Raw genomic sequence first — 25,509 nt, 5'->3', positions numbered from 1 at the left:
GGTGGATGTGCCGGTCAGTTTGGAGTACAAGGTTGAAGGAGATGACTTTCTGGCTGCTGGTGAGGCATCCAACAACATAAAGGAGACCCTGAAGATGCTGGGTGTTCCCTCTGCCATATGCAGGAGGGCTGCGGTGGTAACCTATGAAATGGAGATGAACTTGGTCATACACGCCGGTGGCGGGACCCTTAAGGCCATGATATACCCGGATAAATTGGAGATCCTGGCGGTGGACCAAGGGCCTGGCATACCGGATGTGGAGAAAGCCCTCCAAGAGGGGTGGTCCACCGCCCCTGATCACATAAGGGAGATGGGATTCGGTGCCGGCATGGGACTGCCCAACATTCGTAAGAACTCCGATGAGTTCAACATAGAAACCGAGGTTGGGAAGGGCACCGCAGTGAAGTCTGTTATAGTCTTTCCGCCTAGTTCGTAGGGGCTGCCGGCTAGGTTAATAAAGAAAAAGGTCAAGGGGTGGTCCTGTTGTCTCACAGCGTTAGGATATTCGAGTCCGCCTGCAAGGGCTGTGTCAATTGCCTTAAATCGTGTCCCACCGAGGCCATCCGGGTGGTTGACGGCTCCATAAGGATACTTCCCGATCTTTGCATAGACTGCGGGGAGTGCTTGAGGACCTGCGGCAAGAAGGCCCTTGGGCTTGAGGAGGATGATTGGGACCTGATAAGATCCCACACCCCCGGAGTGCTGGCGGTGGATCCCACCTTCTTCGCCCAGTTCGGAGCCTATTGGCATCCCTCCATGGTTATAGAATGCCTTAGGGAGTGGGGACTGGAGATGATAACCACCCAGGCCCCGAAGGCCTTCGATCTGGCGGCCTATGCGGTGGCCGCCGCGATAGACACCGCCTCTAGGGAGCAGCTCCCCCTCATATCCACCTATTGCCCGTCGGTGGTGAGGCTCATCCAGGTTCGTTTCCCGGAGCTCCTGGGCCGTCTGGTCCCGGTCCAAAACCCGCTTGACATAATGGGCGATCTTTGGCGCCGTGAGACCCTCAGGGATGACCCCATAACCTTGCTCTCCCCATGCCCCTCCAAGATCACCCTCGTAAGGAACCCCGTGTCCCGATCCTCCAGCCCCTTCCAGCACGTGGTGTCCGTGAGAAAGGTGACGAGACAGCTTCTGGCTGCGGGCCCTCAGGTGGCGGACAACCTGCCGGATCCCGTTAACAAGCGGTGGCTGAAATGGGCCCTAAGGGGAGGAGAGGCGAGACACGTAAGGGCCTTCTCCCCCAAACCCATAGTGACATTGGCGGTGTCGGGACTTAGGAACACCCTCGACCTTCTTCAGGACCTTGAGCTCGGACGGCTTGCGGGGGTCGACTTCGTGGAGTGCCGCATATGCGACTTGGGGTGCATAGGCGGGATCGCCAACGCGGAGTCCCGCTTTTTGGCGAGCCTCCGGCTGCAGCCCCTGCCGGCCCCATGGGAGATAGAGCCCTCCGAGAGGGAAGAGCTGGCGGCGATGTACGAAAGCGGCATATGGGCTCTTGAGAAACCCGTGCCTCCCCGTCCCCGCATACCCCTGTCGGAGAACCTCACCGAGGCGATGGCAAAGCTTAAGGAGATGAAGGCCATATACGCGGAGCTCCCGCACATAGACTGCGGATCCTGCGGCAGACCCTCCTGCAACGCCATGGCGGAGGATATAGTAAGGGGCGAGGGGGAGATCACGGACTGCATATTCAAGCTAAGGGACGAGATATCCGACCTGGCTAACCGGATAGTCCTGCTCTCCAAGAGCGTGCCTCATACGATGAAGGGAAGGAGTTGACCCCTCCTTGAAAGTCAAGGATTTAGCAAATGCCCTAATGGGCACCGTGTACTCTCAGGGAAATCAGAATGCGGAAGTCCTTAACGGTATAGTCGGGGACCTCCTCAGCCACGTCATGGGTACCGCTCCAGAGTCCGCCGCCTGGGTGACCATCCAAACCCACGTTAACGTGGCGGCGGTGGCGGTGTTGAAGGAGATGCCCATGATAATACTGGCTTGCGGCAGGGAGCCATCACCGGACCTGGTGGACCGGTGCGGCAAGGAGGGGATATGCCTGGTCTCAACCCCCCTGTCTGCCTTCGGGGCCTGCTCCCTGCTGGGATCCTTGGGGCTTAAGGGTTGATGAGGGTTTTCAACCTGGATCTTCACATGCACTCCGTGCTGTCCCCCTGCGGCGACCTTGAGATGGGGCTGGGGGACATAGCCCGGAGGGCGGCGGAGGTGGGGCTTGACGGGCTTGCCCTCACGGACCACAACAGCTGTGCCAACGTAAGGGGCCTTATGGACGCCGCGGAGGCGCTAGATACACCCCTTTGGATCATCCCGGGCTGCGAAGTTCAGACCGAGGAGGACATACACGTGGTGGCCCTGTTCGACCAGGTGGATGCTGCCATGGACTTCCAGGACTGGCTCTTTGAACGCCTGGGACCGGTGATGAACGATCCGGATGTTTTCGGGTACCAGCTGGTGGTTGATAAGGATGGCAACATACTTGACCAGGTTGAAAAACTCCTTGTGCAGGGGATTTCCGCCGACGTGGACAGGGTTCTCCACGAGATAAGAACCCGTAACGGCATCTCGATCCTGTCCCACGTGGACCGGCCCTCGTTCTCCTACACCGCTGTCTTGGGGCCCATACCGGAGGACCTGGACGTGGATGCCATAGAGATATCCTCAAGGGCATCGGATCAGCAGGCCGCGGATTTGATGACATCCCTGCCCGAGGGCAGGTTCCCATTCATCAGATCATCCGATGCCCATAACCTTTCTCAGATATCCTTAGAGAGGTGTACCAAGTTCCTGCTGGATAAGCCGTCCTTCGAGGAGCTGAGACTGGCTTTCCGCGGCGAAGGAGGCAGGGGGATCCTGGAACCCTGGCGCTTTCCCCCTGATATCCCCATTGGTGGAGCGGGGGTTGAATGATGCCTTCAAATCAATCCAAGCCTTCCAGTTCCAAGATCTCATCTCGCTACCGGTGTTCTTCCTGTGATTTCGTTAGTCTCACCCTCGTGGGCCGCTGCCCCTCCTGCGGTGCCTGGGGTACCATGGAGAAGGAGGAGATCCTTCCGGTATCATCGGCGGCTTCGGCGGATCCCACCCCCGAAGCGGTTACGTTGGATCAAGTAGTCCCAGAGGAGAGGATATCGAGCGGCCTTGAGGACCTGGACCTTGTGCTCGGCGGCGGATGGCTTCCCGGGGGGGTGGTGCTGCTCGGCGGCGAGCCGGGGGTTGGTAAATCTACGCTTCTCCTTCAATCCTGCGCCGCCGTAGCCGCCTCCGGCGGCAGGGTGATGTACGTCTCCGGCGAGGAGACCGCCTCGCAGATAGCCATGAGGGCAAGACGGCTTGGGCTTGATGCATCGGAAAACCTCAAGATCTTGGTATGTCAGGACGTCCTGAAGGCGGTTGCGGCGGCGGAGGACTTTAAATGCCAGTTCTTAGTGTTGGACAGCGTGCAGGCCCTTAGACACCCGGAGGCCACCGGTTGGCCCGGTTCCCCCAACCAGGTGAGAGCGGTGGCGGAGAACGTGATCGGCTTCGCCAAGCGCACGATGGCCTCCGCAGTGATGATAGGCCACATCACCAAGCAAGGTGCTATAGCGGGGCCCAAGGTGCTGGAGCACCTGGTTGACGTGGTGCTCCTGTTCTTTGGGGAGAGGACCTCCAGGAACAGGCTTCTAAGGGCGGAGAAGAACCGCTTTGGGAGCACCGACGAGCTTGGTATATTCGAGATGGGGGAGGCCGGCCTGCGTCCCGTGCTCGATCCAAGCGCCCTGTTCTGGGGCGATGAGGACGGGGTCTCAGGGGTTGCCATGGGGGTCTCCATGGAGGGTTCAAGGCCCATACTCTCTGAGATTCAGGCCCTGGTATCCCAATCCCCGTTCCCCTATCCCAAGCGGGCCTCTAAGGGGGTTGAGCTGAACCGGCTTCAGCTTATGCTGGCGGTAATGGATAGGCGTTGCGGGATCTCCCTTAGGACCAGCGACGTTTACCTTAACGTGGCAGGGGGACTTACCCTGCAGGATCCCGCGGTCGACCTGGCGGTATTCATGTCCCTCTTGAGCGCCGCCAAGGATGTGCCCCTTGACCTAAAGACCTGTTTTATAGGTGAGGTGGGGCTCGCCGGCGAGGTGAGACCGGTGCCGAGACTGGCGAACAGGATCCGGGAAGCCGAACGTTTTGGGTGCAACCGATTTTTCGTTAGTTACAAAGGGGCTAAAGAGATCGCTTCAGGTGGTATCATACCGATAAAGAACGTGAGGGAAGCGGCGGATCTGGTCTTTCGCTGACATCAGTCTTCTGCTTGTGCTTAGGGGGGATAGGCTTGTTGAGTCCATGGCTGATGGATTACCCCTTGGGAGTTTGGCTAATCCTGTTAGCGGCGGTGGTCTTGGTGACCATTCTTTCCGTCAGGGCCCTCCGCCAGAAGCCTTCTTTCGGCCTTGAGGGCATGGAGGGGGCAAGAGCGGTTACTTTGACCGACCTGTCTCCCTCCGGAACCGTGTTCTGTCACGGGGAGATTTGGAAGGCTAGATCCCTTTCAGGAGAGTTGCCTAAGGGGGTTTCAGTGATGGTCGAACGGGTGGATGGCCTGGTCCTTTTGGTGCGCCCCGTTGATGAAATCGATGAAGCGGGGGCGGGGGAAGGAAGGAGGGGGTTTTAGGTGTTCGATTTGCTGTGGTTTATACTGGATATGGGGGGGAGCATCTTCGGATTGCTCTTCATATTGCTGATCCTTTCGTCCTCGATAAAGGTGGTGCCGGAGTATCAGCGAGCGGTGGTGTTCCGCCTGGGCCGCCTTATAAAGGCAAAGGGGCCGGGACTGATCGTGGTCATACCCTTCATAGACCGGGTCCTCAAGGTGGACCTTAGGGTGGTGACGCTGGATGTCCCAGTGCAGGAGGTCATAACCAAGGACAACGTCCCCATAAAGGTTAACGCGGTGGTCTACTTCAGGGTGATGGATCCGTCCCGTTCGGTCGTTGAGGTTGAGAACCACATAATGGCCACAAGCCAGCTCTCCCAGACCACATTGAGGTCCGTTATAGGCCGGTCCGAGCTGGACGAGGTGCTCTCCGCCAGGGACAAGATAAACATGGAGCTTCAGCAGATAATAGACGAGAGGACCGACCCCTGGGGGATCAAGGTCAGCGCGGTTGAGGTCAAGGAGCTAGAGCTGCCAGAGGGGATGAAGCGGGCCATGGCGCGACAGGCGGAGGCGGAGAGGGAGCGCCGCGCTAAGGTCATAGCCGCAGAAGGGGAACTCCAGGCCGCCAGGGCGCTTTCAGAGGCCGCGACGGTCATGGAGAGCTCCCCAATAACGCTCCAGCTAAGATATCTTCAGACCTTGCGGGAGGTGGCCAGCGAGAAGAACTCCACCACCCTGTTCCCTCTCCCCATAGACCTTATACGGCCCTTCTTGGAGAAGAAGGGGTCCTGAGGTTGCGGCAAGAGGGCTAGGATCCTTAGGAATTGGGAACCACAGGGCTGTAGTTCCCTCTGGATGCACCACCTGGGAGCTGCGATATAGGTAGAAATGGTGCTTGGGAATCTCAGTGGCATATATTTTGGAGGGGCTTGAAGCCCCTCCGTTTTGCTATAGGCCTGTTTGGTGGTTATAATGTGGCCCATTATGAATGTAAAGTCTACGTCATGGAGGCGAGGGGTATGGCTTACGATTTTGGAAGCATAGAGCCTAAGTGGCAGAGGGCATGGGAGGATAGCGGAGCCTTTCACGTCGAGACCGGCGGAGAGAAGCCGAAGTTCTACTGCCTTGAGATGTTCCCCTATCCGAGCGGAGCCCTTCACATGGGACACCTCAGGAACTACTCGATAGGGGATCTTATGGCCCGGTTCCTCCGGATGAGGGGTTACAACGTGCTGTATCCCATAGGGTTTGACGCCTTCGGATTGCCCGCGGAGAACGCGGCCCTTAAGTTCGGTGTCCAGCCTGCGGATTGGACGTGGAAGAACATAGAGCATATGACCAGCCAGCTGAAGCGAATGGGGTGCAGCTATGACTGGCGGAGGCGGGTGGAGACATGCAACCCCAACTATTACCGCTGGACCCAGTGGCTGTTCCTTCAGTTCTTTAAAAAGGGACTGGCCTACCGTAAGGAGGCCCCGGTGAACTGGTGCGAGTCATGTAAGACCGTCCTGGCCAACGAGCAGGTGGTGGACGGGGGCCACTGTTGGAGGTGTGGCACCGCAGTCACCAAGAGGAACCTGGAGCAGTGGTTCTTGAGGATAACCGACTACGCTCAGGAGCTCCTGGATTGCCTTGATTCCCTCGTCGGCTGGCCCGAGAGGGTCCGGATGATGCAGCGAAATTGGATAGGCAGGTCCGAAGGGGTTCGCCTTAGCTTCTCCGTTGAAGGTACGGACCTTGAGATAGAGGCCTTTACCACCCGGATAGATACTATCTATGGGGTTACCTTCGTGGCGTTGGCGGCGGAAAACCCTTTGGTAAGACGCCTTGCGGCGCTGTCCCCCAAGGGGCAGGAGATACTGGACTTTGCATCTAAGGTGATGCGCCAGAGCGAGATAGAGAGGAGCTCCCTGGGGGCCGAGAAGGAGGGGCTTGATACCGGATTCTTCGCCGTGAACCCCGTTGACGGCCGCAGGATACCCATATGGATAGCCAACTACATTCTCATGGATTACGGCACCGGGGCGATCATGGGCGTCCCAGCCCACGACCAGAGGGATTTTGAGTTTGCCAGGAAGTATTGTCTTAAGGTCATCCCCGTGATAAGGCCAGCGGATGGTGAGATCCCCAATGGGGACTCCATGGAGGCGGCTTTTGAGGACGATGGGATCCAGTGCAACTCCGGTGAGTTCGACGGCCTTCCCACGAGGGAGGCCATATCAAGGATGGCCCAATGGTTTGAGGATAAGGGATGGGGACGCAGAGAGGTCAACTATCGTTTGCGGGATTGGCTTATATCCCGCCAACGGTACTGGGGAGCACCTATCCCAGTGGTCTATTGTGATAGGTGCGGGATAGTCCCGGTCCCGGAGGAGGAGCTGCCGGTCACCCTTCCCATGGACGTAACGGTCCTTGAGGGAGGCGGTTCCCCCTTGCCGGAGGCCGCCAATTGGGTTAACACCAAGTGCCCCGCATGCGGAGGACCCGCCAGGCGGGAGACCGATACCATGGATACTTTCATATGCTCCTCTTGGTATTTCCTGCGGTATACCTCACCTTGTAGCAGCGATGCCCCCTTCAAGATGGAGGATGTGTCCTACTGGATGCCGGTTGACCAATACATAGGTGGCATAGAGCACGCATGCTTGCACCTCATATACGCAAGGTTCTTCACCAAGGTCTGCTCAGATCTTGGGCTCCTGCCGCCTGACTGCAGGGAACCCTTCACCAACCTTTTGACCCAGGGGATGGTCATAAAGGATGGATCCAAGATGTCTAAGTCGAAGGGCAACGTGGTGGATCCCGACGAGATAATAAGCCGTTATGGGGCGGACACCGCAAGGCTCTTCATCCTCTTCGCCGCTCCCCCGGAGAAAGACTTGGACTGGTCCGACAAGGGGGTGGAGGGGGCTCATCGTTTCCTTGGAAGGGTCTTCCGTCTCGTGGAGGATAATCTGGATGCGCTTAGATCTGCTCCTAAGCCCATGGAGATCGGTTCCATAGAGGACAAGGCGTTGAGGGACCTTAAGCGCTTGATCCACAGGACCGTGGATAAGGTTACCAGGGATATAGAGGAGGAGAAGCAGTTCAACACCGCCGTGGCGAGCCTCATGGAGCTGAGCAACGCTTTGGGGGCTCTTAAGTCCCGCACCCCGGAGGCCATGAGCGTCCTGCGGGAGGGAGTCGAGACCCTGCTGCTATGCCTTGCTCCCTTCACTCCCCACGTATGCGAGGAGCTCTGGGAGATGATGGGTAATCAGGGGATGATATCCCTGGCCAGCTGGCCGAAGCCTGACCTGGAGTGCCTTAAGCTTGAGGATGTCACAGTGGTCTTCCAGATAAACGGAAAGGTCCGCGAGGAGCTCACGGTCCAGGCGGGGCTGTCAAAAGAGGAGCTCCAAAAGGTGGTCATGGAGGATCCTCGAGTGATAAAGCGGCTGGAGGGCAAGGATGTAGTGAAGGTCATAGCGGTGCCCGATAAGCTGGTCAACGTGGTGGTGAAGCCCTAGTGCCCCACTTGGTCGTGTTGGTGGGGGAGCCCTCCTCTTGGCGGGGGCTCCTCCATGCGGCTTCCAAGAAAATGGGCTTCTCCACCGCTGACGTGATCCGCAGAAACTACGAGGGTTGGGCGGAGATTTTGGCGGATAGCGCCTCCGGAGGGCTCTTCGCGGAGAGGTCCTTTACCCTTGTGGAGGTGGGGAAGGACCTTTCCCCCTTTCCGGAGGCCTTGTTGCCCATGCTGGAGGGGCCCGAAGCTCCTGCAGTGATAATGATCGCCGCCGAACAGGTCCCCAAAGGGCTTGAGGAGCTGGTATCCAGTGGTTCCCGGAAGGTATCCATGTACCTGGACCAGCCGATCCCCAGGTTCGGTGCGGAACGGCTCCGCTGGATCTCCGATAGGGCCAGGATGGATGGGGTTTTGCTATCTAGGGATGCCTTGGCGTTCGTATCCGAGTCCTTTGAGGACCGGGAGGAGATATGCGGGGAACTTAGGAAGTTGGCCCTGTTAAGGCGGGAGGTTTCGATTGAGGACGTGGCGGAGCTCTGCGTGGGGGACGGGGAGAGGCGGCTGGTGTCGTTCCTGGACGACCTTTGCCTCGGGAAGCCTTCGCAGGCCATTGAGGGGCTTGAGTTCCTGAAGCGTCGTGACGACCTGTTCCCCGTGATAACCGCCCTTCATAACCGGTTTCGGTTGGCCTTTTACGCCGCCCGCTTTGGGGAAAGATGGGTTCAAGGGGCGTTTTATCCCAGGCCCTATGCGCTCAAGATGGCGGTTAAGGCCTCCCAAGTCTATGCTAAGGGGGTATTGGCCCGCTTCCTCCGGGATGTAATAGAGGTCAACTTGATGGAGAAGATGGGCTTGGGCTCCGGTTGGGCCAGGCTTGACCTTGCGGTGTTTTCCCTCTTGGCTGGGATGAGGCGATGAAAGATGGAACGCCACCCCTCTTGAGCTTCCGTGGGCTGAGCTGGAGGGTTGGAGAGGTAAAGGTAACAAAAAGGTCCCCTGGCTTCCAGCGGAGGCGTTAAGGGGACCTTGTCTTGGCGGTATTGAGAGGTGCCCGGCCCTATCGTCGCTAGGCCTGAGCGCCCTTGAGCAGGGCGTGTACCTTGGCGGCGACGCCCGACTTCCGCCGGGCCGCGGTGTTCCGGTGGATGACTCCCTTAACCACCGCCTTGTCCAAGATGCACTGAGCCTCGTTAAGACGCTTCTGGGCCATCTCAACGTCCTTCTCGCTGACCGCCTCAAGTACCTTCTTGATGGCGTTCTTGCAGCGGGTCTTCCAGAAACGGTTGTAGAGCCTGTTCCTCTCGGCCACCAGAACCCTCTTAGCTGCGGACTTCTTGTTCGGCACTGCCGTCACCTCCTTTTTCTCAAACGAGAAGCATCATATCACAATAATCCCACCAAGGGCAACCTTGGAGAGCATTGTTGCCCCCAAGGCGTGGCTGTGTTATAGTACCAAAGCATGCCTTGAAGAGGCTTTAGGGCCCACCAAGACCAAACGGGGGGGTGTAGACTTTGAAGCGCACTTATCAGCCGCATAACACGCCCAGGAAGCGCAGCATGGGTTTCTTGGTGCGCTCCGCTTCCGCCAGCGGTCGCCGCGTGCTCCGCAACAGGCGCCGCAAGGGGCGCAAGCGTCTGGCCGTTTAAGGGGCCGTGTCGGGTAGGGGGTTGTGTCCCGGTAGGCCTAGGGGGCTGTTCTCCTTTCCAAGGGAGATTCGCCTTAAGAGCGGATGGGAGTTCGACTTCGTGTTCCGCACCGGCCGCCGGTCATGCGGCGAGCTGGTGCGGCTGTTCTTCGTGGACTCCCCCGATGAAACCCTTAAGGTGGGGGTCACCGTGGGGAAACGGGTAGCCAAGGCCGCCAGGCGGGTTCGGGGACGCCGATGTGCCAGGGAGGCCTTAAGACGGCTACTTCCGTGGACGAAGAAAGGGGTTTGGCTTGCGGTATCTCTCAGGGAAAGGGCCCTTAGCGTCACGGCGAGGGACATCTATTGGGAAATGGCCTTGCTCATGGAGAAGAACGGTCTCCTTACAGATCAGTGGCCTGGTGAGAATTGGGAGGTGGACCAGGGGGATCCGTAACCCGCTGGTCCTCCTCTGCTTGTCGTTAATAAGGGCGTATCAGGTGTTCCTTTCCCCTATGCTGGGCAAAAACTGTCGCTTTTATCCTACCTGCTCCCAGTATGCGTACGAGGCGCTGTCGAGGTTCGGACTCGTGAGGGGCACATGGCTTGCGTTAAGACGTATCCTCCGCTGCGGCCCCTGGCATCCGGGGGGATACGATCCAGTTCCATTAAAAAAATAAGGGGCTGTTTCCTTTGGTTCCTTATATAATAACGGTTCAGCACCGGCTTGTTTAGGCATCGAGGACATGGGTAGTTGGTCTTAAGAGGCTAGTATTATCAGACTAAGATCCCCTAAGGAGGCTGAGATTAGTGGGTTCCCTTTGGAATGCCGCGGGTGATTTGATGTTGGGCACCCTGAATTTCTTCTATTCCATAACCCGTTCCTACGGGCTGTCCATAATACTTCTCACCGTTGTGGTGAGGATACTTTTGCATCCCCTCTCCCACAAACAGATGGTCAGCATGCAGAGGATGCAGAAGATACAGCCCAGGTTGAAGGTGATACAGGAGAAGTACGCCAACGACAAGGAGAAGATGAACCAGGAGATGATGCAGCTCTACAAGGAGCATGGGGTTAACCCGGCGGCGGGATGTCTCCCGCTTCTCGTGCAGCTGCCGATCTTCATCCTGCTCTACCGGGTCCTGATGAACTATGACTTCTCCAACACCTCTTTCCTTGGGGTCCCATTGAGCACTTCTGCCCTTGGGGCCTTGGGAGCCGCTCTTGGGATGGGGGCATCCAAGCCAACCTTTACCGCCGTCCTGGGAGCTATAATTACCAACCCTGCGGGACTTGCAAGGGTTGACCTGTATGGGGCATCGGTGATACTCATAGCGGTGGTCGGATTCCTTACCTGGTATCAGCAGAAGCTTAGCTCCGGTAACAATCCGCAGATGGCCTTCATGAACTGGTTCATGCCGCTCTTCATGTCCTTCATATGCTTGAGCCTGCCCGGCGGGGTCATGATATATTGGGGTGCTTCTTCCCTGATAAGCGTGGCCCAGCAGAAATGGGTTTTGATGAGGACCGAGGAGGAGATGAAGGTAAAGCCGGTGCTTCACAAGAACAAGCCGGAACACAAAGATGTTCACGAGGTGGAAAAGCAGGGGTAGGAGTTAGAGCGCCGTATCGCCGCATGTCTTAGCTGGATTTATGGATTGCGCTATAGGGGTTCTTTTGAATGGTGAGGTGATCTCTTGTGAGCCTGGATTTGGAGGATTCCTTGCTGGTGGAGGCCTCATCAACCGAAGAGGCCAGGGTGCAGGGGGCAGTCAGGTTGGGCCTGGATCCGTCGGATCTGGATGTTGAAGTGCTGGGAGAGGAGAAGCGTCTTTTCGGGCTTTTGGGCAAGAAGCTTAAGATAAAAGTCGCCCCCAAGGGACCGTTGGAGATCCTCCGGGTTAGGCGTTGTGCTTTGGATATGTTGGCTCTGATGAACCTGGATATAAAAGCTTCGATCTCGGAGGAAGGACTTGTTAATTTAGAAGGCCCCGACTCAGGGATAGTGATAGGCCGCTACGGGGAAACCCTTAGGGCCTTGGAGCATCTCTGCAACCTGATGGTCAATAACCAACCGGGTTCCCCCAGGGTGAGGTTTGATTGCGGCGGTTACAGGGAGAAGCGGGAGGCTAACCTCGTACGGCTCGCCAGGTCTGCCGCGGCCAGCGCCGTGAGGCGCGGCAGACCCGTTAGCCTGGAACCCATGTCCAGCTGGGAAAGACGGGTCATCCACATGGCCCTTAAGGAGAACGATCAAGTGGAGACGAAGTCGGTGGGGGAAGAACCGTTCCGCAAGGTCGTGGTTTGGCCTAAGCGCTTGGATAGAAGGGGATCCCTTGGGTCAGGTAGATCCCGTAGAAATAGGGAGTAGGATATAGTTTATTTATTTACGCGATCAAAAAATAGCATGAGGGCTCGGTTGCTGCGTTCCGAGCCCTCAATGCTTTAAGGTCCCCTCCATGCCTTGTTGCAAAGCCCTTAGAAGGTCGCTAGCTCCGAGTTTTTAACGTCGCATATGAACATGTGACCGGGGGAGTGGGATATCATGAAGGGTATGCCGCTGGCCATGGCTACCGCCTGGGGAGTTACCCCGCAAGGCCAAAAGACGGGGATCTCACCGTCCTTTATGGTCACCGGGTCCCCAAAGTCCGGTTTAGCTAGGTCTTTTATCCCGATGGCCCAAGGATCCCCTATGTGCACAGGAGAACCGTGAACGGAGGGGAAGCGGCCTGTGCACAAAACCGCCCTTGATACCATATGGTGCGGTATAGGCCTCATGCTCACCACCATGGGTCCTTTGAACGGGCCGGCGGGCTTGCATGGGATGTTGGTAACGTACATGCTCACGTTTACGTTCTCCTCGATATGTCTTATCGGTATCCCCTGCTCAATAAGGGCCCATTCAAAGGAGAACGAGCAGCCAAGGAGAAACGCCACTAGGTCCTCCCGCCAAAAAGGAGATGCGTCCGTTACCTCCCTTGCCAAGCCCCCGTTTTCATAGACCCTGTAACGGGGTATGTCGGTGCTCACGTCTGCCCCCGGTGCCATCAAGGTGGGTTCCAGCTTGCCCGGCTCCGTCACGTCCAAGACGGGACATGCCTTAGGGTTGCGCTGACAGAAGATCATGAAGTCAAGGGCGTATTCCTTGGGTAACGCCACGAGATTTGCCTGGGCGTAGCCCTCACATAGCCCCGCGGTGGGCCCTTCCCATCTCCCGGCCCGGATTATACCCCGTACCTCTTTGGGGGAGAGCCCCCGGAGTCCCTCCAAGTGGATCTCGTCTTTCGTCATAGGCCAAGCACCTCCCTTATGGGCCTTATCCTAACCCCCGCGGTAAGGAGGCCTTCCCTGATCTTAACTGCCATCTCCACCGCTCCCCTTGTGTCCCCGTGTACACATATGGATTGGGCGTTTATCACCACCTCGGAGCCGTCATGGGCGACCACCTTCCCGTGAAGGGCCATCTCCAGTGCCCTTTGGGATGCCATGGCTGGGTCGTGTATCACCGCCCCCTTTTGAGAGCGGGGTACCAGGGTCCCATCCGGCTGGTATGCCCGATCGGCAAAGGCCTCCCCAGCGAATGGTACCGATAACTCCTCCGCGGCTTCTTGGAGCTTGGAGTTCGCAAGCCCCAGCAGTATAAGATCCCTGTCTCCCTTGCTCAGGTCTTTGATTGCCGCAGCTATGGCCTTCGCAAGGTCGAGGTCCTTTGCCGCCTGGTTGTAGAGGGCACCGTGGGGTTTGACATGCTCAAGGGGGACGCCGGCGGCCTTACAGAACCCCATTAGGGCCCCCACCTGATATATGCATATCTCGTAAACCTCGTCGGGGGTCATGGAAACGTTTCTACGTCCGAACCCCTGAAGATCCTGGTAGGAGGGGTGGGCTCCGACCGCTACCGCCATATTTGAGCACAGCCCAACGGTTTGCCTCATAACCGACGGATCCCCTCCATGAAATCCGCAGGCCACGTTGGCGGAACTAACAACTTTGAGAAGCGCTTCGTCGTCACCCATCTTGTAGGCCCCGAAGGACTCCCCAAGGTCGCTGTTAAGGTCTATCTGCAAAGACAACGTGATCAACCCCCCATCGCTATTTTGAGAAATGCTAACCCTTCTCCCTGGCTCCCTCGGTCACGGTCACCAAAAAAGAGTTCTCCTGAACTCGGATCTTGAATGAAACAGGCTCAATAGGATGCCGAGCCAGTTCATGACACCCACCTTCGTAAGGTCTGCTTCGATATCGTGCCCTAAGATGGTTGGCATACCTTAATAGTTCATTAAACTTCTTCAAACGATCCACGGCTTCTTCTACCCTGACGGGGCGGAAGCGGAAGGACTCGCCTGGCAGCGCCTGGGAAAGCCTTGCGCAGGACCAGGTGGTCAAAACCCCTATTTTAGTGTAGCCCCCGCTGGTCTGTCGGTCTGCCATCATTACGATGGGTGTCCCGTTTCCTGGTACCTGTATTGCCCCAAGCGGTATGGGATCCGATATGATGTCTGCCCCGCCCGCATGTTCGATCGCCGGGCCTTCTAGCCGATACCCCATCCGGTCTGCCTCGTCGGATACCCTGTACTCGGAGGAGTAGAACGTCTCAAGCCCCTTCGGGGTGAACATGTGTTCCTGAGGGCCTGGGATGACCTCCAGAACCCGTTCCCCCAGCATTTGATCCAAATGGGTGGGGCCATTGAACACCAGCCCCTTACCAGATTCCCATAGGGGATCCATTTCCCCGGACGGTATGATATCCCCCGCCTTCAATGGACGTCCTTCCAATCCGCCAAGCCTGGATCTTACATGGGTTGAACGGCTGCCCATCACGAGGGGGACCTGGATGCCGCCGCTGACGCATATGTATCCCCTGCATCCGGGGCCAATCGGTCCTCTGAAGGAGATCACGTCCCCCTTGCGGGGTGTGACGATCTTCCACGGGGGGATTATTTCACCGCTTACCATCATTCCCAAATCAGGTCCGGCAAAGAGCATTGCACCTCCCTCTTCCAGCACATCCAGTGAGGGTCCTAAGATCGTAACCTCTAGGGCCGAGGCCTCTTGTGAGTTACCCAACATGACATTGCCCAATCTGAGGGAGAATGGATCCATGGCCCCTCCTACGGAGACGCCTTTGTCCTGATGCCCCCATCGGCCCAGGTCCTGCACGGTGGTCAAAAGGCCCGGGGCTTTAACGAGCAGCTTCAACCTCGCCACCCCCTTTTATCCTTACCGGACCGTAGGTCCCCTTACGCCATCGTTCCGCGATGTCCTGAAATTCATCCTCCCTTATGGGGACGAATCGCACCAGATCCCCGGCCTTTATTAAGGTGGGGTCTTCCTCCTTGGAGGGGTCGAACAAGGCAAGGGGGGTCCTGCCTATAAGCTGCCAGCCTCCAGGACTCTCTATGGGGTATATGCCGGTCTGACTTCCCGCTATCCCAACGCTTCCCGCGGGTATAGCCTTCCTTGGGGTGGATAACCTTGGAGCCGCAATCGACTCATCCATTCCGCCTAGGTATGGGAAGCCAGGTGTAAACCCCAACATGTAGCAGTGATAGTCCCTAGAGGAGTGGCGCCTTATCACCTCCTCCTCGGATATCCCCGCGTGGGATGCCACGTTCCCAAGGTCTGGCCCCATGGAACCTCCGTATGCCACCGGTATCAAAACCAGGTCCTGTGGCTTCGGGGATGCGTCCAGATCGCTTGCCAGTAGTCTCCTTAGTTTGAGGATCACCTTTTGGTGGTCCACGGTTATTGGATCGAAGTACACCGCCATAGAGGAATACGCCACGATGCACTCTTTAATTCCGGTTGTCCTTTCCTGCGATAGCATCTTTTTGAACCGGTGCAGCCGCAGATTGACGTCCCGGTCTATCTTGTCCCCCAGTTCCAGCAGAACTGCCCCTTCTCCCAGGGCGGATATCTTGGGTGCGAAGCTCAACGCACGTCCCCCCTTTGTTCCCCTATTTCCCTTCGTCCCCCTTGAAACCCGAGGAAGAGAGATCTTATGGAGCCCCATGACCCTCGTGGGCTCTGCTTAACTTGCAGTATACTGCATCATCTAAACAGGTCGGCGATCTTGCTGAGGGAGCTGATACCCATCCATCCGGTGAACACCACCATCACGTATCCAAAAATGGTTAGCAACATTGGGTGCTTGTAGTCTCCAACCACGTCCTTCCTATGCGCCGCGAGCAGCATGGAGATTAGAGACAGCGGCAGTATAAGTCCGTTAACCGCCCCTGCCAGTATGAGCAGCTTCACCGGCTTGCCTATGGTGGTGAATATCAAGGCGGACACGGTGATGAAACCGATTATCCAGTAGCGCTGATTGGATTCAATGGACTTGAAGAGGGTCTTGAGGAATGATATGGATGTGTATGAGGCCCCCACCACGGATGTAACTGCTGCAGACCATAGCACAACCCCAAAGAAGCGGTAACCCAAATTACCTGCTCCTAGCAGGAACGCAGATGCCGGAGGGTTGTTAGGGTCTAGTTGTTTGCCTGCTGCCACCACTCCTAGTATTGCAAGGAACAGGAGATACCTCATCAGTGCGGTTATCCCTATGGCATTTATCGATCCCCGGCTTATCTCTCCGATGTGTTCTTGCCCAGTTATGCCCGCGTCTATTATCCTGTGTGCCCCCGCAAACGTTATGTATCCTCCCACGGTGCCACCCACCAGGGTTAGAACGGTCAACCAGTCTATCGTAGAAGGCAGGATGGTCTCCTTAAGGGCGAGCCCTATGGGGGGGTGTGTCTTAACCGCCACAAAGAGTACCAGTGCGATCATTAGGATGCCTAGGACTTTTGTGAAGTTGTCCATGGCTCGTCCCATTTCCTTGCTAAGGAACAGGGCTATGGCTATGCCGGCGGAAATTATGGCACCAGGTGTCATCGGCACTCCGCAAATAACGTTAAGCCCCATGGCTGCCCCTGCCACGTTGCCTACGTTAAAGACGAGACCTCCCATGGCTACCGCAAAGGCCAGGAAATAACCTAACCCGGGTAGTACCCGGTTTGCCACGTCTTGTCCTCTCATGCCGGATACGCCTAATATCCTCCATATGTTGAGCTGAACTACTACATCGATTAGGACTGATGCCAAGATGGCAAAACCGAAGGCCGCCTTGAGCTTGTTGGTGAAGACCGCGGTCTGGGTCAGAAAACCAGGCCCTATCGCGGATGTTGCCATGAGGAATGCGGCCCCAAGCAACACACTACCGCTAATGCCGATGGACCTTCCGTTGCTGTTTGTACCGTTGGACTTCAAACGCGCCACCTCCCAAGTGAGATCTTCTTCGATGGAAATACATGCAATAAAATTGCCAAAGACTGTCCCTTGGAAAGCTTTGGAAACATCAAAAAATACCTTCAACTTCACGCCATGATGTGTGCGTTCCTCGCACGGTCCTGTGCGGAGACTTTATAGCAGGCCTTTTGTCTGTCTGCTTGTTAAGTCGCTTCCGCGGTGTGGAGGAGCGAAAGTAGTGTCGGGGTTTTTTTACTACTCTCTACGGTGGCGATGTTGTCCCGTTTTTGCCAAGGTTAATGCCTCTGGTCATTCCAATGATGCCAATGATGGCTTTGGATAGGTGAAATCTCGGCGTTCCCTATGGTAAGCCAGGGTTCTCCGGGGAACTCCTAGCCTTTTTGATATCTCAAGATCTGACAGGCCCATGGACTTTAACTTTGATATTTCAAGGGTTAGACGATGTATCGAAAGGTTAGGGTTTGACCTAAGGGGTTTTGATAGGAGACGGCTTAGGCTTATCGTACCGTATCGGGTTACAGCATACGTCCCCCTTGTGCACCTTGAAACGGTGGAGGGTGATAAATTGGTGATCCTCGCCAGATCTTTTACCGTAAGTGGTTCCAGGTATTCGGTCTTACCGGATAGGAAGTTCCGCTGGGTCATGGTTATCGCAAGCCCGATGGTGGCCAGCGTCCTGTACCGCCCAGACATCCTCATCAGGATGGAGCGAAGCTTTCCCTTTATTTTTGACGGATAGGTTAAGGATAGGGAGGGCATGTTTTCCCTTAATATCTTGAATGAGATCCCGTCTTTATATGGGATCATGGAGATCTCCGGCCTTACCGGTTTTGACACTATCCCAAGTGGGGATGGGTCAAGCTTTCGCAAGCTCATTATGGCTTCCTTTACGCGGTTGAGGTCCCATCCAGTGGCTTTGGATATGAGGTCTAGCCTTGATGATTCGAGCTCCCGGTGAAAATCCTTGAGCAGTCTTGCCCCATCGGAATTATCCATAGAAAGACGTCTTAACTGTATGAGGAGGCAGTCTCGCAAGTCCTGAGCAAACACCCCAGGGGGATCCAGCTGATCCTGGATCTCCTTAAGAGTTTTAAGAAACTGTACTTGAGAAATCCCAAGGCTGGTAGCGCATTCTTCCGTAGACCCGTTCAGATATCCCCTTGGACCAAGCAAGCTTACCCAGTCCGCTGGGGTCGTGCCTTGTGGAAGATCCTTTATAAGGCTTAGCTGGAACTCTATCTCTCTTATATCGTCTGATTCCTCTTCCCACGGGTTTTCGTCCAAAGGCAGCTCCAATCTCCCACCGGGGCGCTTTATGCTCACAGAGGGCAGATCCTCACAGGCTTTGTGCAACTCTTCCGCAAGCTCGTCAGGGGATATGAAAAGCCAATTCTTACCATTTAGCAGATACGGTTTAACTCCTAGGGCTACATTGGGAGTGTTTGAAAGAATTACCTCAAGAAAGGCCATGGCGCTGAAGCCGTCTTAACAGGGAAAACCTTGATATGCCGAGTTCTTTTGCTGCTTGGGTTTTGTTGTCCCCGCATCTTTCCAAGGCCTCCGTGATCAGCTCAAGCTCCTTGTTGGCCAGCTTGGCATCCAAGGAGTTCGGTGTGACGGTGCCTTCCCCATCCAACGGTAAGGTTAACATCTCCTCCGGCAGGTCCTTTAAGGATATTACGTGAGATCCCGGGTCAGAGAGTATAACCAGTCTCTCTATCAAGTTCTTAAGCTCCCTCACGTTGCCCGGCCAATGGTAGTTTAGGAAAAGGTCTTCCACCTCGGGGGACAATTCCTTAGGGGGCCGTCCCCTCTTTATGGAGAAGGTCTTTAAGAAGAATTCTGCCAGTTCTATCACGTCGGATCCCCGCTCCCTTAAGGGGGGGACCTTGATCGGTATCGTGGATATCCTGTATAAGAGGTCCTCCCTGAACAAGCCTTGTGTGGACATCTCTTTAAGGTCCTTGTGAGTGGCGCATATCAAGTTTAGGGATACCTCCCGTTCCGCCGTGTCACCCAGCCGTCTAAAGCGCCTGCTGTCTAGAAACCGTAGAAGTTTAGATTGAAGGGACAGGGGTAGATCTCCTATCTCATCTAGCATGACGGTGCCACCGTGTCCTAACTCCAAGAGGCCTTTCTTGTCATCCGCAGCTCCTGTGTAGGCCCCTCTCTTATATCCGAAAAGTTCCGCCTCCAGGAGGTTTTCAGGGATTGCTCCGCAGTTTATAGCCACGAAGCTGCCTTCGCAAGAGGTGACCTCGTGAATCATCCTTGATACAACCTCCTTGCCAGTGCCGCTCTCTCCGGTAAGCAGTATGTTAAGGTCCCTTTGGCCCTTAAGTCGATCTACCGTGTCCCTTAACCTCATCATTGGGGCGGAAGATCCTATGAGTTGGGCGTTCCCCATGGCGGCATCGCGGGCTGCTACCTCTACGGAGTAGCGGAGTAGGGCCCGCTGAACCATTTTCCTTAAGGCCTCCAGAGAGAACGGTTTGTCGATGTAGTCAAATGCCCCGTTTCTTATTGCTTTTACTATCAACGGGCTTTCCCCGTACGCGGTCATGAGTATTATCCTTCCGTGGGGGATTACAGATAGGATTTGAGGTATCGCGTCTCCCCCAAGGCCGTCTGGTAACTTGTGATCAAGGATTATAACCTGTGGAACTTGTGAAAATGACCGGGCGGAGTACAGCAGGGATTTCAGCGTTCCGAAGGTGATAACCCGGTGACCATCCTTCTCAAATGCCCGCCTAAGTCCCTCCGCAAGAGCTGATTCGTCCTCTGCTATCCATATGTCAGCCATGATCAATGGGCCTCCTCGTAAACGGACGATGTCCCTTTTGGCGCCGTATTTAGCGATATCTTGAATGAGGTAACCCCATCTCCAGTTGAAAGGGATATATACCCCCCCATCTCTTCCACCAGCTTTTTGACGATGGCCAGCCCTAATCCGGTTCCGTTGGGTTTGGTGGTGACAAAGGGCTCAAAGATACGGTCCACCATGTCGAGCGGTATGGGTTCCCCAGTGTCATCTACCCCTATTGCCAGCCTATCCCCCTCAATCTTAGTCCAGATAACGAGCTTGCCACCGTTAGGCATGGCATCAATCCCGTTTGATATAAGGTTTAGAAGAACTTGTCGTAGCTTACCTGGGTCTGCCTCGACCAACTGATCAGGGTTTTGAACTCGAGTTTCCAGATGAATTACTCCAGAAGGAGCCAGGGACCGAATCATCTGGGTTGCCCAGGATATCACTTGACCGATGGGCAGGTTCTCAATCCTTCCTCTGTGAGGTCTTGCGAAGAGTAAGAATCGCTCCACCGTATCGGTGATCCTGTCAATCTCCCCCGACAAGAACTCCAGGTTTTCTTGGGCCTCCGCTGGCAAACTATCTCTCATCTCCATAAGCAGCTCCAAGTGGATCCTCATGGCGGCAAGGGGATTGCGAATCTCATGGGCCACTCCTGAGACCATCTCTCCCATGGATGCCAGCCTGTCCATCCGGCTTATTTGAGATTGTAGCCTTCGCCACTGCTGAAGTTGTATGGCCATATTATTGAATGCCCTTATGAGGTTTTCCAGTTCGCACACGAAAGCCCCTTTTATCGGGACCTTAATTTGGTGGTCCCCCTTTGCGATGGCCTCCATAGCCCAGGATAGCCGTCTTATTGGGTACGTAATCATATACGCTAGGATTATTGCCAGTTCCAGCGAGACTAGCAGTGCTATTATCCCCCACACTAAGAGGATCCTGTTTTCTTCTACCACCTTGTTCATGACTGCATAACGATTTATACCTAGCTTTATCACGCCCCCATCCTTGGACCTCAGTATGATTTCTCCTTGGGGGTATGGGATAACCGTTGGAGCAAGACGCCTAGCTATCTCCAAGGCCTCATGGAACTGCAGATTCCTGGTTATCTCACTGGTTAGGCGGATGTCATCAAAGGCCCTTTTGATTTCCTTCTCCGTGCTGATTTTAATCTGTAGGGCGAGTAGGGTCCCTGCCACGCCAACAACCGCCAGGGTAACTATGGTTTTTAAAACCGTCTCCACGGAAGGCTTATTTGGGTTTTTCATCGTATTCGGATCTCCCCCCATGGAATTATCGCGATTCCCTGGAATCCCATGGTAATGAGCATGCTCACTTCCGGTGGTATCCTTAACCCGCAAAGGATGGTGTGAATTATCAACGACCAGCTGATTATGGCGAAGGACATTCTATTCCCAAGCTTTCTCGGGAGATATATGGGGGTTAGGAAGGAAACTGCCACAAAGGTCCAGCTTAGGCGGCCTACGAACATTATGTCGTAGTTTGGGATATGACTCATAACAAGCGCTGTTGTGGCAATGATCAGTATTGCTCCTCGGTTCCACAACATCCAGTGATCCTGGTTGGTACCCTTTGTTGGGATTGAAGATATGCTATCTCTGCCTAGTCCTCCTATGTCGTGGCATATGGCAGATGCGGCTAGTAGAAGTTGAGAGTTAGCAGTGCTGACCGCTGCGGCCATCACCGATACGGAGAAAAGACTTGCAACCAAACTAGAACACTGGGAATCTAAAAGGTTCAGCAGCCCTTCAGGATTTGCGCCTTGAAGCGACATGGATGGTATGGACGAAATTATGAGGGCCATGGAGGATAGCAACAGGTATACCAATCCTATCAGAAAGGGGGATATGGAAAGAACGGCAAAAGCATCGTTATGTTTTCTGCATGCTATAATCCTTATCCCGTATTGAGGGTTGGCGGCAACCCCAAGCCCCCATGCCAACGCGGAGCTGATTATCTGAAGTGACTCGGCAGGGGATCTCGATAGGTTGAGCTTGCTTGGGGAGTAAGTGGAGATATCCCTTATGGCGGTCCAAATAGGCTTTAAATTTATATTTAACTCTAATGCGGCCACCAAGACCCCGATCAGGATTACTATAAGGTTCAATGCATCGCTCTTTGCAACCGATCGATAGCCCCCGAAGGTGGTGTAGAGGACGAAGAGATACACCAGTGCGGTGGAGCTGAAGCCGTAGGGGATTCCTAGCATGTGAGACGCCACCAGCCCAAAGGCTTTAAACTGTATCGCTATGTATGGCACGTACGACGCGAGTAAAACCGCCCCGCCAAGTCTCATCAACCTGCTGTCTCCATAAAACTTGCCTACAAACTCTGGTACGCTTACGCATTTTGAGGCCCTTAGCCTTAGGACCGCCAGCGGCATAGGTATGAGCCCCAGCAGCCAACCGTTCACGGAACCCGCAAAGGCTGCCGCCCCGTCGTATACCATCCAGGTAGTGAAGCCAACGATGGATGCGGCGCTTAACCAGGTGGCGCAGAAGGTCATGGTGCTCATGAATATACCTATGTTCCTCCCGCCTATGTAGAAGTTCCTAATGCTATCCCGCCAGGGGAAGGTTTGCCCGGTGAGTAGGATTATTGCCAAAGTGTACCCACTAAAGGCGATGAGGTTTATTGCTAAAGGGGGCATTTTGTCTTTCTCCTCCGCCTTATTAGGATGATGCTCATGCAAAAAGGTATTACCAAGAGAATGCAGAACACGATAAGATTAGCCCACATTTTATCACCCTGCCTCCCTAGTGCCCATAAGTAGGATTTTAGGTATAATTGACGATGTCAGTATTTGTCAAACGTGTTAGCCTTGCCCCGTCATGGGAGATGATAGCGTGAAACTCAAATGGGAGGTGTGGAACATGAGGACCAAAGTATATTTAAGGAGTTTGTTGCCCCGTGACAGGCTTAAGAGACTCATGATGTCGATGCTTGCCCTTTCGGTTCTGTTCTGCGCAGGGATGGCTGGGGGGTATCTCTATTCTCTTCTGAACGATCCGGCACATCCACCGGTGGGGGTCTCTGTGGCGTCTGCGGATGTGTCGTCCGGGCCATCTAACCCGTATACTGGCAATCCAATAGTACCCTTGGTCAAGAGCTCTGCCCCGTCGGTGGTGAACATAGACACCGAGAAGTTGGTTAAGCAGTCGTTCAGCCCCTTCCCGGATGAGCTGATGGATGATCCGTTCTTCAACCATTTCTTCGGGGAGCACTTCAAGCAGTTCACCCGGGTGGTTCCAATGAAGGGGAAGGGGTCCGGGTTCATCGTCACCAAGGATGGGTATATCCTAACCAACAACCATGTGGTTGAGGGGGCTGACAGGATAACGGTGACCATGCTGGACGGACGTCAGCTTCCCGCTAAGCTCGTGGGGCGTGATCCCACCTTTGACCTGGCGGTAATAAAGGTGGATCTCAAGGATGCAGCGGCCCTTAAGCTTGGAGACTCGGACACCGTGGAGGTGGGGGAATGGGTTGTGGCAATAGGTAACCCCTTTGGACTGGAGAACAGCGTCACGGTGGGTGTAATATCCGCGAAGAACAGGACCATACAGGCGGAGAACATGAACTTCCAGGGTTTCCTGCAGACCGATGCGGCCATAAACCCCGGTAACAGCGGAGGTCCCCTCATCAACCTAAGGGGTGAGGTGGTGGGGATAAACACCGCCATAGTGCCCTACGCCCAGGGGATAGGTTTTGCGGTACCCATAAACATGGCCAAGCAGGTGCTTGATGACCTCATAAAGCACGGGGAGGTCCGGAGGGGATGGTTGGGGGTAATGGCTCAGCCCAATGGCCCTGCCTTTGCCAAGGCATATAAAGTTCCCACCTCAGAAGGCGCCATAGTGGCGGATGTAAAACCCGGTTCCCCAGCGGACGCAGCGGGTCTTCGCAGGGGAGACGTGATCGTATCTATAGATGGGAAGAAGGTTTTGAACGACAAATCACTGACCTTCCTGGTTCGATCTTTCAGCGCTGGCACAAAGGTCAAGATAGAGTTTTACAGGCGGGATAAGAAGATGTCGGCAGATGTGGTGCTTGGGGACACCTCGTCTGGAAGGTCTTGGATCCCCAAGTTGCTTCCATCGGGCAAGAAGTCCGCGGCGGTTAACGTGATGGGGGCGGAGATCAGAGATCTAGATTCGGACCTCCGTTCGAACTTTGGCGTACCGGCGGATATCCAAGGGGTCATCGTCCTCAATGTAAACCCCAAGTCCCGGGCGGCATATCTTGGGCTTTCTAAGGGGGACGTGATAATGGAGTTCAACGGCGTTAAGGTAAACTCCCCGTCAGACGTTGAGATGGCCGCTAAAGGGGATCCTAAATCAGTTGCAGTGCTCGTTTGGAGAAGGGGAAGTACGATTTTCCTTTCGCTGAGCTGATGATCAAGAGGCAGGGATCTGGGAGGGGGTGTGCCTGATCCCTGCCTCTTGATCTCTCCCTTGCTTTTAGCCGATCTGGGGCAGGACAGCAAACGACTTAGATGAGGGTGTCATCCAGAGGCATTGAAAAGGTGAACGTGCTACCCTTGCCCGGAACGGACTTTACAGATATGTAGCCGGAATGTAAAGAGGCTATCCTTTTAGCTATGGTCAACCCAAGGCCGTGCCCCCCAGTTGATCGCGATTCGTCCGCTCTCCAAAAGGGCTGGAAGCAGTTTATGCTGGTCTCCTCGTCCATCCCTATCCCGTAATCTTTCACGGATACGATGGCCCTGCCTCCCCTTCGGTCCATCCTTACCGAGACGTCAACGAAAGAACCTGGAGGACTGTATCTGCAAGCGTTCTCGATCATTTGACGGCACATACTGACCAATAGGTCCGCATCCCCCATCACAGGAGCCCCTTCCATGGACCTTCTTATCCGCATAGATTTGGAGGATATGAGGGACGATAGGGAATCTATGGCCTCCTCTGCCACCATTGACAGGTCCGTGGGCCGCAAATCTATCACATCGGTGCCCTCGAGTCGGGACAACTCCATCAACCCCTTCACGAGGGTTTCCAGGAAGCCCACCTGCCTTAGGACATCCTCCAGCTTCTCCTTATAGTAGGAAGCGTTGCGGTCTTTCATCAGCGCCAACTCTATGCGCCCCTTGATTATCGATAGGGGGGTTCTGATCTCGTGCCCCGCATCGGATAGAAACCTGCTGCTCAAGCTTGCCCCGCTCTCTCTGGCTATCACTGCGCAGCGGCGGACCAGGTCCCCGATCTCTTCCTCATATCCTCCCAACATGTGTGAGGGCATCTTCGATCGAGCCCCATCTGCCAAGTCCCTGAGCACCCAGAAAAGCCGTTTGATTCGGTTTTCGTATAGGAGCTCATCGAGGACCGCTAAGACGAACATCACCGGAACGCAGAACCCAATGGAGGCTAGGATTGCCCTTACCACCCCGGGTTGGGAGAAGGTGAAAACCACAACCCGATCGATGGAGAGAAAGGCGGTCTCCTTCTGCCACATAAAAGATGCCAACAGGAGGAGAAGGGTTGAGAACATCAACAACAGCGCAGTGCCCAAGATGGTTTTTAGGACTGCGGACCGGATCTGAACCGCCGAGAGGGATTTTAACGGATTAAACCTGGCTAGCTTGTCGAACATTAGGCC

At 55.3% G+C, this 25,509-nt stretch carries 26 protein-coding genes; 15 read left to right on the top strand and 11 right to left on the bottom strand.

The window, feature by feature from the left end:
* The first annotated feature begins 1 nt into the window (after nt 1).
* From THEVEDRAFT_RS05510 to THEVEDRAFT_RS05470, 9 genes are all read left to right on the top strand, one after another.
* Nucleotides 2-436: an ATP-binding protein gene (locus THEVEDRAFT_RS05510; RefSeq protein WP_006583724.1), complete on the top strand. Its 435-nt coding sequence runs from the start codon at nt 2-4 to the stop codon at nt 434-436.
* A 47-nt stretch (nt 437-483) separates the two neighbouring features.
* Nucleotides 484-1,788, top strand: coding sequence for a [Fe-Fe] hydrogenase large subunit C-terminal domain-containing protein (locus tag THEVEDRAFT_RS05505; RefSeq protein ID WP_006583723.1), 1,305 nt, complete (start codon nt 484-486; stop codon nt 1,786-1,788).
* Nucleotides 1,789-1,795: 7 nt separating this feature from the next.
* A complete protein-coding gene (locus THEVEDRAFT_RS05500; RefSeq protein WP_006583722.1) occupies nt 1,796-2,131 on the top strand; it encodes a hypothetical protein in 336 nt (111 codons plus the stop codon).
* Entirely contained in the window at nt 2,131-2,931 is an 801-nt protein-coding gene (locus THEVEDRAFT_RS05495) for a PHP domain-containing protein (RefSeq protein WP_006583721.1), read from the top strand. Before THEVEDRAFT_RS05500 ends, THEVEDRAFT_RS05495 begins: the two co-directional genes overlap by 1 nt.
* The gene (radA, locus tag THEVEDRAFT_RS05490) at nt 2,931-4,298 is read left to right on the top strand and encodes a DNA repair protein RadA (RefSeq protein WP_006583720.1); all 1,368 of its coding nucleotides are present in this window, start codon (nt 2,931-2,933) and stop codon (nt 4,296-4,298) included. Before THEVEDRAFT_RS05495 ends, radA begins: the two co-directional genes overlap by 1 nt.
* Before the next feature lie 38 nt (nt 4,299-4,336).
* On the top strand, nt 4,337-4,672 hold the full coding sequence (locus THEVEDRAFT_RS05485; RefSeq protein WP_245522610.1) for an NfeD family protein: 336 nt from the start codon (nt 4,337-4,339) through the stop codon (nt 4,670-4,672).
* Between the two features lie 30 nt (nt 4,673-4,702).
* On the top strand, nt 4,703-5,449 hold the full coding sequence (locus tag THEVEDRAFT_RS05480) for a slipin family protein (RefSeq protein WP_040825792.1): 747 nt from the start codon (nt 4,703-4,705) through the stop codon (nt 5,447-5,449).
* Between the two features lie 227 nt (nt 5,450-5,676).
* Nucleotides 5,677-8,166 carry a leucine--tRNA ligase gene (leuS, locus tag THEVEDRAFT_RS05475; protein WP_006583717.1) on the top strand — a complete coding sequence of 830 codons (2,490 nt, stop codon included), beginning with the start codon at nt 5,677-5,679 and terminating at the stop codon, nt 8,164-8,166.
* A 14-nt stretch (nt 8,167-8,180) separates the two neighbouring features.
* On the top strand, nt 8,181-9,083 hold the full coding sequence (locus THEVEDRAFT_RS05470) for a DNA polymerase III subunit delta (protein WP_245522774.1): 903 nt from the start codon (nt 8,181-8,183) through the stop codon (nt 9,081-9,083).
* A gap of 148 nt (nt 9,084-9,231) precedes the next feature.
* Here THEVEDRAFT_RS05470 and rpsT read toward each other — a convergent pair whose 3' ends face one another.
* The gene (gene rpsT / locus THEVEDRAFT_RS05465) at nt 9,232-9,510 is read right to left on the bottom strand and encodes a 30S ribosomal protein S20 (RefSeq protein WP_006583715.1); all 279 of its coding nucleotides are present in this window, start codon (nt 9,508-9,510) and stop codon (nt 9,232-9,234) included.
* A gap of 167 nt (nt 9,511-9,677) precedes the next feature.
* Here rpsT and rpmH point away from each other — a divergent pair, with 167 nt between their 5' ends.
* The 5 genes from rpmH (at nt 9,678) to jag (ending at nt 12,162) form a co-directional block, all read left to right on the top strand.
* Nucleotides 9,678-9,812: a 50S ribosomal protein L34 gene (rpmH, locus tag THEVEDRAFT_RS09365; protein WP_006583714.1), complete on the top strand. Its 135-nt coding sequence runs from the start codon at nt 9,678-9,680 to the stop codon at nt 9,810-9,812.
* Between the two features lie 6 nt (nt 9,813-9,818).
* Entirely contained in the window at nt 9,819-10,247 is a 429-nt protein-coding gene (gene rnpA / locus THEVEDRAFT_RS05460; RefSeq protein ID WP_006583713.1) for a ribonuclease P protein component, read from the top strand.
* Nucleotides 10,213-10,470, top strand: a complete 258-nt coding sequence (yidD, locus tag THEVEDRAFT_RS09360; protein ID WP_425358253.1) for a membrane protein insertion efficiency factor YidD — start codon at nt 10,213-10,215, stop codon at nt 10,468-10,470. The genes rnpA and yidD overlap by 35 nt, the downstream gene beginning before the upstream one ends.
* Nucleotides 10,471-10,600: 130 nt before the next feature.
* Entirely contained in the window at nt 10,601-11,404 is an 804-nt protein-coding gene (locus THEVEDRAFT_RS05455) for a YidC/Oxa1 family membrane protein insertase (protein WP_006583711.1), read from the top strand.
* An 86-nt stretch (nt 11,405-11,490) separates the two neighbouring features.
* Nucleotides 11,491-12,162, top strand: coding sequence for an RNA-binding cell elongation regulator Jag/EloR (gene jag / locus THEVEDRAFT_RS05450; protein ID WP_006583710.1), 672 nt, complete (start codon nt 11,491-11,493; stop codon nt 12,160-12,162).
* A gap of 107 nt (nt 12,163-12,269) precedes the next feature.
* On the opposite strand, the gene THEVEDRAFT_RS05445 is transcribed toward jag, so the two are convergent.
* The 9 genes from THEVEDRAFT_RS05445 to THEVEDRAFT_RS05405 form a co-directional block, all read right to left on the bottom strand.
* Nucleotides 12,270-13,082, bottom strand: a complete 813-nt coding sequence (locus tag THEVEDRAFT_RS05445; protein ID WP_006583709.1) for a putative hydro-lyase — start codon at nt 13,080-13,082, stop codon at nt 12,270-12,272.
* Nucleotides 13,079-13,864 carry a LamB/YcsF family protein gene (locus THEVEDRAFT_RS05440; protein WP_006583708.1) on the bottom strand — a complete coding sequence of 262 codons (786 nt, stop codon included), beginning with the start codon at nt 13,862-13,864 and terminating at the stop codon, nt 13,079-13,081. The genes THEVEDRAFT_RS05445 and THEVEDRAFT_RS05440 overlap by 4 nt, the downstream gene beginning before the upstream one ends.
* 34 nt (nt 13,865-13,898) lie before the next feature.
* Nucleotides 13,899-14,999: a 5-oxoprolinase subunit C family protein gene (locus THEVEDRAFT_RS05435; protein WP_425358252.1), complete on the bottom strand. Its 1,101-nt coding sequence runs from the start codon at nt 14,997-14,999 to the stop codon at nt 13,899-13,901.
* A complete protein-coding gene (gene pxpB / locus THEVEDRAFT_RS05430) occupies nt 14,974-15,726 on the bottom strand; it encodes a 5-oxoprolinase subunit PxpB (RefSeq protein WP_006583706.1) in 753 nt (250 codons plus the stop codon). Before pxpB ends, THEVEDRAFT_RS05435 begins: the two co-directional genes overlap by 26 nt.
* A gap of 116 nt (nt 15,727-15,842) precedes the next feature.
* Nucleotides 15,843-17,060, bottom strand: a complete 1,218-nt coding sequence (locus tag THEVEDRAFT_RS05425; protein ID WP_006583705.1) for an NRAMP family divalent metal transporter — start codon at nt 17,058-17,060, stop codon at nt 15,843-15,845.
* 288 nt (nt 17,061-17,348) lie between these two features.
* Nucleotides 17,349-18,530: an RNA polymerase factor sigma-54 gene (locus THEVEDRAFT_RS05420; protein ID WP_006583704.1), complete on the bottom strand. Its 1,182-nt coding sequence runs from the start codon at nt 18,528-18,530 to the stop codon at nt 17,349-17,351.
* Nucleotides 18,517-19,863, bottom strand: coding sequence for a sigma-54-dependent transcriptional regulator (locus THEVEDRAFT_RS05415; RefSeq protein ID WP_006583703.1), 1,347 nt, complete (start codon nt 19,861-19,863; stop codon nt 18,517-18,519). Before THEVEDRAFT_RS05415 ends, THEVEDRAFT_RS05420 begins: the two co-directional genes overlap by 14 nt.
* Before the next feature lie 2 nt (nt 19,864-19,865).
* Nucleotides 19,866-21,116 (bottom strand): sensor histidine kinase, encoded by a 1,251-nt coding sequence (locus tag THEVEDRAFT_RS05410; RefSeq protein ID WP_172634034.1) that lies wholly within the window; start codon nt 21,114-21,116, stop codon nt 19,866-19,868.
* Between the two features lie 20 nt (nt 21,117-21,136).
* Nucleotides 21,137-22,585, bottom strand: a complete 1,449-nt coding sequence (locus THEVEDRAFT_RS05405; protein ID WP_172634033.1) for a sodium:solute symporter family protein — start codon at nt 22,583-22,585, stop codon at nt 21,137-21,139.
* 181 nt (nt 22,586-22,766) lie between these two features.
* Here THEVEDRAFT_RS05405 and THEVEDRAFT_RS05400 point away from each other — a divergent pair, with 181 nt between their 5' ends.
* Nucleotides 22,767-24,287: a Do family serine endopeptidase gene (locus tag THEVEDRAFT_RS05400; RefSeq protein WP_006583700.1), complete on the top strand. Its 1,521-nt coding sequence runs from the start codon at nt 22,767-22,769 to the stop codon at nt 24,285-24,287.
* Nucleotides 24,288-24,384: 97 nt separating this feature from the next.
* Here the strand turns inward: THEVEDRAFT_RS05400 and THEVEDRAFT_RS05395 are convergent, their stop codons facing one another.
* Nucleotides 24,385-25,503, bottom strand: coding sequence for a sensor histidine kinase (locus THEVEDRAFT_RS05395; RefSeq protein ID WP_006583699.1), 1,119 nt, complete (start codon nt 25,501-25,503; stop codon nt 24,385-24,387).
* Nucleotides 25,504-25,509: the final 6 nt, after the last annotated feature.

The organism is Thermanaerovibrio velox DSM 12556 (genome assembly GCF_000237825.1).
GTDB classification, from domain to species: domain Bacteria; phylum Synergistota; class Synergistia; order Synergistales; family Synergistaceae; genus Thermanaerovibrio; species Thermanaerovibrio velox.
This window is presented reverse-complemented; position numbering and strand designations above follow the sequence as displayed.

Coding starts and splice junctions, on each gene's coding strand:
- radA (WP_006583720.1), top strand. CDS start 2,931: ATGCCTTCAAATCAATCCAAGCCTTCCAGTTCCAAGATCTCATCTCGC.
- leuS (WP_006583717.1), top strand. CDS start 5,677: ATGGCTTACGATTTTGGAAGCATAGAGCCTAAGTGGCAGAGGGCATGG.
- THEVEDRAFT_RS05420 (WP_006583704.1), bottom strand. CDS start 18,530: ATGGCCTTTCTTGAGGTAATTCTTTCAAACACTCCCAATGTAGCCCTA.
- THEVEDRAFT_RS05395 (WP_006583699.1), bottom strand. CDS start 25,503: ATGTTCGACAAGCTAGCCAGGTTTAATCCGTTAAAATCCCTCTCGGCG.
- THEVEDRAFT_RS05480 (WP_040825792.1), top strand. CDS start 4,703: ATGGGGGGGAGCATCTTCGGATTGCTCTTCATATTGCTGATCCTTTCG.
- THEVEDRAFT_RS05400 (WP_006583700.1), top strand. CDS start 22,767: ATGAGGACCAAAGTATATTTAAGGAGTTTGTTGCCCCGTGACAGGCTT.
- THEVEDRAFT_RS05415 (WP_006583703.1), bottom strand. CDS start 19,863: ATGGCTGACATATGGATAGCAGAGGACGAATCAGCTCTTGCGGAGGGA.
- THEVEDRAFT_RS05445 (WP_006583709.1), bottom strand. CDS start 13,082: ATGACGAAAGACGAGATCCACTTGGAGGGACTCCGGGGGCTCTCCCCC.
- THEVEDRAFT_RS05495 (WP_006583721.1), top strand. CDS start 2,131: ATGAGGGTTTTCAACCTGGATCTTCACATGCACTCCGTGCTGTCCCCC.